Source organism: Aeromonas sp. LsrichE-8G, from assembly GCF_022869435.1.
GTDB classification, from domain to species: Bacteria; Pseudomonadota; Gammaproteobacteria; order Enterobacterales; family Aeromonadaceae; genus Aeromonas; species Aeromonas caviae.
This window is the reverse complement of the sequence record NZ_JALIHH010000069.1, coordinates 47,068-56,335: the sequence shown is the minus strand read 5'-3', so window position 1 is coordinate 56,335 and position 9,268 is coordinate 47,068. Positions and strand designations below refer to the sequence as shown.

8 protein-coding genes are annotated in these 9,268 nt (G+C 62.8%); 4 read left to right on the top strand and 4 right to left on the bottom strand.

What is annotated here, in order from left to right; all coding sequences use genetic code 11:
• Positions 1-331: 331 nt before the first annotated feature.
• On the bottom strand, positions 332-2,035 hold the full coding sequence (locus tag MUW49_RS12610) for an amidase (protein WP_244812846.1): 1,704 nt from the start codon (positions 2,033-2,035) through the stop codon (positions 332-334).
• Positions 2,036-2,162: 127 nt separating this feature from the next.
• Complete coding sequence (gene aguA / locus MUW49_RS12605) at positions 2,163-3,260, bottom strand: agmatine deiminase (RefSeq protein WP_171865564.1); 1,098 nt, start codon at positions 3,258-3,260, stop codon at positions 2,163-2,165.
• 155 nt (positions 3,261-3,415) lie between these two features.
• Between aguA and MUW49_RS12600 the strand changes: the two genes are divergently transcribed.
• Together MUW49_RS12600 and MUW49_RS12595 are read left to right on the top strand one after the other, a co-directional pair.
• On the top strand, positions 3,416-4,327 hold the full coding sequence (locus tag MUW49_RS12600) for a LysR family transcriptional regulator (RefSeq protein ID WP_201872771.1): 912 nt from the start codon (positions 3,416-3,418) through the stop codon (positions 4,325-4,327).
• Between the two features lie 418 nt (positions 4,328-4,745).
• Positions 4,746-5,081 carry an endonuclease domain-containing protein gene (locus tag MUW49_RS12595; RefSeq protein WP_244812845.1) on the top strand — a complete coding sequence of 112 codons (336 nt, stop codon included), beginning with the start codon at positions 4,746-4,748 and terminating at the stop codon, positions 5,079-5,081.
• Positions 5,082-5,289: 208 nt separating this feature from the next.
• Here the strand turns inward: MUW49_RS12595 and MUW49_RS12590 are convergent, their stop codons facing one another.
• Entirely contained in the window at positions 5,290-5,856 is a 567-nt protein-coding gene (locus tag MUW49_RS12590; RefSeq protein WP_010672924.1) for a TetR/AcrR family transcriptional regulator, read from the bottom strand.
• Between the two features lie 167 nt (positions 5,857-6,023).
• Between MUW49_RS12590 and MUW49_RS12585 the strand changes: the two genes are divergently transcribed.
• Together MUW49_RS12585 and MUW49_RS12580 are read left to right on the top strand one after the other, a co-directional pair.
• On the top strand, positions 6,024-7,061 hold the full coding sequence (locus MUW49_RS12585) for an alkene reductase (protein ID WP_244812844.1): 1,038 nt from the start codon (positions 6,024-6,026) through the stop codon (positions 7,059-7,061).
• A gap of 192 nt (positions 7,062-7,253) precedes the next feature.
• Positions 7,254-8,165, top strand: a complete 912-nt coding sequence (locus MUW49_RS12580; RefSeq protein ID WP_244812843.1) for a GNAT family N-acetyltransferase — start codon at positions 7,254-7,256, stop codon at positions 8,163-8,165.
• Positions 8,166-8,221: 56 nt separating this feature from the next.
• On the opposite strand, the gene MUW49_RS12575 is transcribed toward MUW49_RS12580, so the two are convergent.
• Positions 8,222-9,166 carry a bile acid:sodium symporter family protein gene (locus MUW49_RS12575; protein ID WP_052815963.1) on the bottom strand — a complete coding sequence of 315 codons (945 nt, stop codon included), beginning with the start codon at positions 9,164-9,166 and terminating at the stop codon, positions 8,222-8,224.
• Positions 9,167-9,268: the final 102 nt, after the last annotated feature.

Sequence of the window (9,268 nt, the reverse complement as noted above, 5' to 3'; positions counted from 1 at the left end):
TACCATAAAAATGTGCTACGACGTACAAATAAACACCACGAACAGACATTTACAAATACTACTCAACAGTTAACCACCTGATACATTATCACCACAAAATTTTCTTTTATAGATAAGAACGACAGAAATAACACAGCAATAGAATGCATCATTAGAAATGCGACTAAGTTAACTATTGATAACAGCATTGACCACAGCAAAAATTTAGAGGGTTGCAATTAATATCTTTAAATAAAAACAAGCCAATATAGATAATAAAAAACCACCCGCATAATGGGTGGTTTTTTCATTATATTCGGACGAACCCGAGAGATTTAACCCACAACACCAATCACTCCAACGGCGGCGTGCGCGGCGGCACCTGGCGCTTGCTGCCGGTGGACTCGAAGGCCGAGGCGACGCGCAGCAGGTTGTTGTCGTCATAGGCGCGACCGGCGAAGGTCAGGCCCACCGGCATACCGATATCGGTCATGACGCCCATGGGGACGGTGACGGTCGGCACGCCGAGGTGGCGAATAGCGAGGTTGCCGTTGGCAACCCAGATGCCGTTGCTCCAGGCGATATCGGCGGAGGCCGGATTCACGTCCGCGTCAGCCGGGGCGACGTCGGCGACGGTCGGGAACAGCACGGCGTCGAGCTTGAGCCCGTCCATCCACTCTTCCAGATCCAGCTTGCGGGTCTTCTCCAGACCACGCAGGCCGTCCGGCACAGAGGCAATCTCGTCGAAACGCTTGAGACCGCGCTTGGCCATCTTGACGTACTCGTCCATGCCCGCCGCCAGATCGCCCTCGCGGTTCGGCAGGGTGCCCGGATCGTGGGGGAAGATCTTCGGCCCATCGACATCTTCAAGTTTGTTCAACTTGGGATCGCCGTTGGCGCGCAGGAAGTCGTCAAATGCCCAGCCGGAGAGCTCCCACAGCTCGTCATTGAGAAACTCCGGGCTCACGATGCCGCGATTGAACACGGTCGGCGCGCCGGGTCTGTCCCCTTCGCAGTTGGAGACCAGCGGGAAGTCCACTTCGATGACTTCTGCGCCCGCGGCTTCCAGCGCCTTGCGCGCCTCTTCCCAGAGGGCAATCACGGAGTCGCGGGTATGGATACGCTGACCGGTCGGGCCGCCGATGCCGGGGTGCTCGCTGGTGCCGGCCAGTTCATCCTTGTTGATAAACATGCGTGGCACGCCGAGGCGCTTGCCCTTGAGGGCATCGGGCTTGGCAGCCAGCTCCAGATAGGAAGCCGGACGCACTTCGGAGGCCTTGGGCAGTTGCACCCAGGGCTGCATGCGCCACAGATCACCGCGAGTGTCGGCATCGTCGGCGACCACCACATCCAGCACTTCCAGCAAATCATTCATGGTGCGGGCATAGGGCACGACGACGTCCATGGTCGGGGTCAGCGGCCAGTTGCCACGCACCGAAATCACGCCACGGGATGGGGTGTAGGCACACAGGCCGTTGTTGGAGGCAGGACCCCGGCCGCTCGACCAGGTCTCTTCCGCCAGACCAAAGGCAGCGAAACTGGCGGCGGTGGCAGTACCGGCACCGTTGGAGGAGCCGGAGGCAAAGGGCGCGGTCAGGTAGTCCGCGTTGTAGGGGCTCTCGGCACGGCCATAGACGCCGCGCTGCATGCCGCCATTGGCCATCGGCGGCATATTGGTTTTGCCAAGGCAGATGGCACCGGCGGCGCGCAGCCGTTCCACGGTAAAGGCATCGCGCTGGGCCACCAGATCCTTGAAGGCCGGGCTGCCGGAGGCGGCGGTCAGCCCCTTGACCAGATAGCTGTCTTTGGCGGTGTAGGGGATGCCGTCGAGCGGGCTCAGGGTCTCGCCACGGGCGCGGCGGGCATCGGAAGCCTCGGCTTCTTTCAGCGCATCGGGATTGGCGACCACCACGGCGTTGAGTTTGGTGGCAGTCTCGGGGCCGTTGTAGGCCTCGATACGGGCCAGATAGGCCTTGACCAGTTCGACTGCTGTGGTGCGGCCTGATTCGAGCGCGGCACGCAGCTCGGCAATGGAAACCTCGGTCACTTCGATCATGGGGATCTCCTGTAAAAGGGTGACTGTTTGTCATGATGATCGCCGCATCAGCGCCTGCGACCATCACACCATCAAGAGAGAAAACCCCACGGCGTGGGGTTTTGAATTTCTACATTCTTCGACCAGTTTACTGACCTGAAGGGATCTGCTGGGTAATACAGTGGATATTGCCACCGCCCAGCAGGATCTCGCGAGCCGGTACGCCGATCACGGTGTGCTCCGGGAAGATCTCTTCCAGAATGCGCTGGGCTTCGCCATCGGTGGCGGCATCCAGCAGCGGGTAGACGATGCGATCGTTGGTGATCAGGAAGTTCACATAGGAACCGGCCAGACGGCCTTCTGCCTCGCGCGGCACACCGCTGCCGCTCTCGACACCGGCAGACTCCTCTTCGGTGCAGAACAGCGGGCCCGGCTGGGGCAGCTTCCACACTTTCAGCTTGCGACCCTTGGCATCCACCGCCGCTTCCAGCACCTTGAGGGCGGCCACGGAGCGGGCGTACTGGGGATCGTTCTGGTCATCAGTCCAGTGCAGCGCCACTTCACCCGGACGCACGAAGCAGCACATGTTGTCGATGTGGCCGTCGGTTTCGTCCATATAGACGCCTTCGTCCAGCCAGATAAAGCGGGTGACGCCCAGATAGTCGCGCAGGTGAGCTTCGATCTGCGCTTTGGTCAGGTGCGGGTTGCGGTTTTCGTTGAGCAGGCACTCGGCGGTGGTCAGGCAGGTGCCTTCGCCATCAACGTGGATGGAGCCCCCTTCCAGAATCAGCGGCGCATCGTAGCGAGCCATGCCGTGTTGGGTCAGCATCTGGGCTGCCACTTCCTCATCCTGATTCCACGGGTAGTAGAGACCGCCCTTGTGACCGCCCCAGGCGTTGAAGCCCCAATCCACCCCACGGCACTCGCCGGCCGCGTTGGTGACGATGGTCGGGCCGGTATCGCGAGCCCAGCAGTCATCGCTGTTCATCTCGACCAGAGTGACGTGAGCGGGCATGATGGCGCGGGCCTGCTCCATAAACTGGGCCGGTACCCCCATAAAGACCGGGGTGGCGCCACCGATGGCATCCGCCACCTTGGCGAAGGTCTCTTGCGCGAAGCGACCGGCTACGCGCCAGTTGTCCGGGCGAAACGGCCAGATCATCCAGACGGCCTGCTGGTGCGCCCACTCGGCGGGCATGGTGAAGCCGTCGGCGGCCGGCGTGGAGTTAATGGTCTTGATGCTCATCGCAAGGCTCCTTGCATGGATTGAGGCCCCCGTTTACGCCAGATGCGGCGCGGGAACCCGGAAAAATAAGAGTGGGTCGCAGATTAAGACGTTGCGCCCCCATCCATCAAATGAATAGGATGGATTGTCCCATAAACACGGCGAATAATCCCCCCATGAAACTGCACCAGCTCGACCTCAATCTGCTGCTCGCGTTTGACGCCCTGATGACGCAGGGCAGCGTCACCCGCGCCGCCGAAGCGCTCTTTATCAGCCAGCCAGCCATGAGCCACTCCCTTAACCGGCTGCGCACCTTTCTCGGCGACCCGCTTTTGGTACGCACCCCGCAGGGGATGCTGCCGACCCCGCGTGCCCAGCGGCTGCATCTCGGGGTGCAGCAGGCGCTGCGGCTGCTGGAGCAGCAGCTCACCGAGGAAGAAGAGTTCGAGCCGAGCCAGTCGAAGCGGCGCTTCGTGCTCTGCACCACAGATTACGTGGAGTGCGTGCTGATCCCGCCCCTTATCCAGCGCCTCAGGAAGCTGGCCCCCGGCGTCACCATCGAAATCCGCATCCTGCGCGATACCCTGCCCGAAGCCGAGCTGGCGAGCGGCGAAATCGACCTGGTGCTGGGGTTTGACGAGTACATGCAGGTACCGGGGTATCTGGGCAAGGAGACCTGGCTCACCGAACCCCTGGCCGGGCTGGTGCGCGCCACCCTGGAGCTGGAGGAGGAGCGCATCACCCTCGACCAGCTAATCGAGATGCCCCATGTGTTCCACTCGCCGCTCGGCACCTCGGAGGCGAGCCTCGACCGCTATTTGCAGAGCCTGGGCCATAGCCGCACCATCTCGGTCAACAGCCAGAGCTATATGTCCGCCGCCGCCATCGTGAGCCAGAGCGACCACCTCTTGGTACTGCCCAGCATGGTGGCCGAGCTGCTCGCCAGCCACTGGCCGCTGAAAAGCCTGCCCCTGCCCGACGACGTGCCGGACTATCACCTCAACTGCGTCTGGCACCCGGTCCACGCCCAGCAACCGGCGTTGATCTGGTTGAAGGCATTGATGAAGGACCTGGTGAATTCGGGCTAAGCGGCAGCGGCTGGCATACCAAAGCAGCATGCGCAGCAGCCGGCCCAGGTGTGGCTCAAGCATCTGATGAAAGAGCTGGTGACTCCTGAATAACCCGACGGCGTGTGACTCCCCTCCCTCATCCCCAACCCTTCTCCCGCAAGGGGAGAAGGGAGCGGATCTGCGCCACTGGCAGCATCGCAAACAACCTGTCTGCTAGGGCGGAATACATCCCACCAGCACATCGACCTATCGATTCATCAGTTCAATGTCACACCACACCACGATGGCCCCGAGATGACCAACAAAATGACAACTGTCACTCGATCTGTCCCCTCTCCCTCTGGGAGAGGGTCAGGGTGAGGGGACGCCACCCACTCAGTCACCAGACCGGGGAATGGCTATATCTAATAGGGTCAAACAGCTCTGGATAGGCACCATGAGAACCCATCCATTTGCCAGGCGCATGAGGCGAGAAGCCACCCTTGCCGAACAGAAGCTGTGGCTGCAATTGCGCGACCGCCGTCTGGCCGGGGTGAAATTCCGTCGCCAGATGCCCATCGGGCCCTACATTGTCGATTTCATCTCTCTTGAGCAGAGGTTGATCATCGAGGTCGATGGATCGCAGCACAACGAACCGGCAGGGCGGCAACATGATGGCGCAAGAACGGCCTACCTCAATCAGCAGGGCTTTCGGGTGATCAGGGTGTGGAATAACGATGTGTTGAGTCGGATGGAGGCCTTACTGGCCCATATTTGGCTCTCATTGCGCTGAGCAGAGCCCTCCCCTTATCCCCAGCCCTTCTCCCATTCTTTTGTAGATGAGCGGGAGAAGGGAGCAAACAACCCGGCGGCGTGTGGCATCCCCAGCAACAACCATGACTCCCGCAAGGGGAGAAGGGAGCAAACAACCCGGCGGCGTGTGGCATCCCCAGCAACAACAAAGGCTCCCGCGGGAGCCTTTGTTGTTTACATCTTCGCCATCACGCCCGCAGGGCGCTCATCATCCGGGCGACGACACCGGCCAGCAGAGGGCGGTCTGGGTGGCACTGGGCGAAGGTGACCAGTCCCTGGATATGGACCTGCAAGAAGGCGGTCAGGGTGGGGATGTCCCCCTCTTTTGCCAGCTCTCCCTGCGCCTTTGCCAGGGCCAGCTGCCCGGCCAGATCCTGTTCCAGCTCGCCGTAGATGGCCTTGAAGCGAAGGTGCAGCTCCTCGTCCTGCTCCGCCAGCTCCATCAGGGTGCGGGTCAGCAGGCAGGAGCCCTGCAGGGCATCGTCCACCACCTGCTCGAGGAAGGCGTGCAGCCCCGCCAGCGGGCTGGGCTGTGCCAGGCAGCGACGGCGCAGGGCTCCCTTCTCTGCCACATAGTGATCGACCGCCGCCAGCAGCAGGCCGCGTTTGTTGCCAAAGGCGGCATAGAGGCTGCCCGGGTGCAGGCCGGTTGCGGCCACCAGCTCCTGCATGGTGGTCTTGGCATAGCCTTTGGCGCGAAAGGCTTCCATGGCGTTTCGCAAGACGGCATCCCGATCGTATTCGGCGCTGCGCATGGGGTCTCCGGTGGCAAGGTCCCGCGGGACGGAAAAAACAGGGCGGCAAGTTTACCCCAGCCTCCCCCGTCAATCCATGTTGAATGCTTGCTCAAAAAATACTTGCACGCAAACCAAAAAACGTCTTGAATGCCCGTTCAAGAATCACTCCCTCAGGACAGACGATCATGAATACCCTGTTTCAGCCCTATCGCCTCAACGACACCCTCACCCTCGCGAACCGTTTCATGATGGCCCCCCTCACCCGCTGCATGGCGGGCCCGGGTCTGGTGCCCACCGAACAGATGGCCGCCTACTACGGCCGCCGCGCCGACATCGGCCTCATCATCTCCGAAGCCACCATCATCCGTCCGGACGGTCAGGGCTACCCCAATACCCCGGGGCTCTACAGCGCCGAGCAGATCGCCGGCTGGAAGAAAGTGACCGGCGCCGTGCATGCCAACGGCGGCAAGATCTTCGCCCAGCTGTGGCACGTGGGTCGTCTCTCCCACCCCTTCTTCCACCACGCCGAAGTGCTGGCCCCCTCTGCCGTCGCCCATGAGGGCACGGTGCCGCGCATGCGCGAACTGGTCTATCAGGTGCCGCGCGCCCTGACCGAAAGCGAAATCGCCCAGCTGGTTGAGGATTACGCCCAGGCCGCCGCCAACGCCATCGAAGCGGGCTTTGACGGGGTGGAGATCCACGGTGCCAACGGCTACCTCATCGATCAGTTCCTGCACCACGCCAGCAACCTGCGCACCGATAACTACGGCGGCAGCCCCGAGAACATGAGCCGCTTCGCACTGGAGGTGATGGATGCCATCAATGCCCGCATCGGCGGGGATCGGGTGGGCCTGCGCCTCTCCCCCGGTGCCTATGTGCACCTGGAGGGGGATGCCCGGGATCGCGCCGTGTTCGACCACCTGCTGGCCGAGCTGAACCAGCGCACTCTGGCCTATCTGCACCTGGGTATCTTCGATGACAGCCTCACCTTCGACTACCTGGACGGCCGCGCCTCCGACTACCTGCGTGCCCGCTACGACGGCCACCTGGTGGGGGTGGGCAACTACAGCGCCGAGACCGCGCTAGAGGCCATCGAGGCAGACCGCTTCGACCTCGTCGCCATCGGTCGCCCCCTCATCGCCAACCCGGACTACCTCGCCAAGGTGAAACAGGGCGACGCCCTGGTGCCCTATGCCGACACCATGCTGGCCGAGCTGGTCTAACCCTCGCCGGCGCCTTGCCTGACCAAGGATGGGATCCGCGCCCCCGCGCGGGTTTCCAATGTTTGGGCCCTCTCCCGGGCCCTTTTTTCTGCCTGTCTTTCGCCCTTTTTCACGTAAATGGTTGTCATCAACAACCAAAAGATGGTATTGGTTGCGCATAACAACCAAATGCCACCACAAGGAGAAAACCCCATGGATCCCCGCCCCCTGCGCGCCCTGTCGAGGGAACTGGTACGCGAACTCGGCATGCTCTCCCAGCAGTGCGGCTCGCTGGCCCTGAGCCCCCTGGAGGCCCACCTGCTCATCGAGCTGGAGAACGGTCCCGCCACCAACCAGCAGCTTGCCGAGCGCCTTCGCATCGACAAATCCAACGCCAGCCGCCCCCTGGCCCGCCTCGCCGAGCGGGAGCTGATCGCCTGGCAACCCCACCCCTCTGACGGGCGCAGCAAGGAGGCGAGCCTCACCGAGCTGGGCAAGGCACAGCTTGAGGAGCTGCACCGGCAGATGGACGAGACCATGGCGGGGGCCCTGGCCCAACTCTCCCCCGCCGAGTGCGAGCAGATCTGGGAGGGCATGCGGCTCTATCGCAGCGCCCTCTCCCGCGCCCGCCGCCAGCAGGGCTTCGTCATCCGCCCCATCACCCCGGCCGACAATCCCCGGATCGCCGCCGTGGTGCGCGCCGTCTCCGCCGAATACGGCCTCACCGCCGACAAGGGGTACGGGGTGGCGGATCCCAACCTCGATTTTCTCCACGAGACCTATCAGGGGGAACGCAGCCGCTACTGGGTGATTGAGGGACCAGACGGCACCATTCTTGGCGGGGGCGGCATAGCGCCGCTGGCGGGGGCACCGGATGTGTGCGAGCTGCAGAAGATGTACTTCCTGCCCGCCCTGCGGGGGCTGGGCCTGGGACGGCGGCTGGTCTTGCAGGCGCTGGCCGAGGCTCGCGCCCTGGGTTACCAGCGCTGCTATCTGGAGACCACCGCCGTGCTGCGGGAAGCCACCGCCCTCTATGAATCCCTGGGCTTCGAACACCTGCCGGGGCCCCTTGGCTGCACGGGCCACGACGCCTGCGAGATCTGCATGGTGCTGGCGCTCGACTAGCTCAAACAACAACAAGGGGCCCATGGCCCCTTGTTGTTTCATCTGTCGCCCCCTGATCAGCCAGCGCGCTGCTCCAGGGTACCAGCAGGCCGGGAAAGCGGCCGCTTGGCCCAGACCCCGGCCAGCAGCGAGCCGGACAGGTTGTGCCAGACCGAGAAGAGGGTACCAGCCATGGCCGAGGCGGGAGTGAAGAACTTCATGGCCAGCGCCGTGGCGAGGCCAGAATTCTGCAACCCCACTTCGAAGGCCACGGTGCGGCAGATCCGCTCCTCAAAGCCCAGCCAGCGACTGACCCAGTAGCCCGCCGCAATGCCGATGCCGTTGTGCAGGATCACCGCCAGCGCCACGATGGGGCCGATGCTGGCGAACTGCCCTGCGTTGAGGGCGACCACGATGGCGATGATCATGACGATGGCGGCCATGGAGACGAGCGGCAGCACGGGCTCGATACGTGCCGTCAGGGAGTGGAGGAAGACATTGGCAACCACCCCGAACACCACGGGGATCAGCACTATCTTCACCAGGCTCAGCAGCATGTCCAGCACCGGCACGTCGACGCTCTTGCCAGCCAGCAGCTGCACCAGCAGGGGGGTGACGAAGACCCCGAGCAGGGTGGAGAGAGCTGTCATGGTGATGGAGAGAGCCACATCGCCCTTGGCCAGATAGCACATCACGTTGGAAGAGGTGCCACCGGCGACGCTGCCCACCAGCACCATGCCCACGGTCAACTCGGCATCAAAGCCCAGCAACAGGCTGACCAGCAGAGCGGCCAGCGGCATCACGCTGAACTGCAATACCAGCCCGAGGCCGATGGCCTTCTTGTTGCGCACCACGTCGAGGAAGTTCTGGGGTTTGAGGGTCAGCCCCATGGCCAGCATGATGATGGTCAGCAGCGGCACTATCTGGCCCTTGAGGCCGACGAAGGGCTCGGGCTGCCAGTAGGCCAGCAGGGAAAACAGCAGGGCCCAAAGCGGGAAGAGGTGGGTGATGCGTCCAAGCATGGTGTACTCCTTGTTATTGTCCAGACGCGGGCAGACCAGGGGATGCCCGCAGGGAACTTTCTCTTATACCAGCTTTGTCGCCGGCAGGCCCGTGTCGCGGCG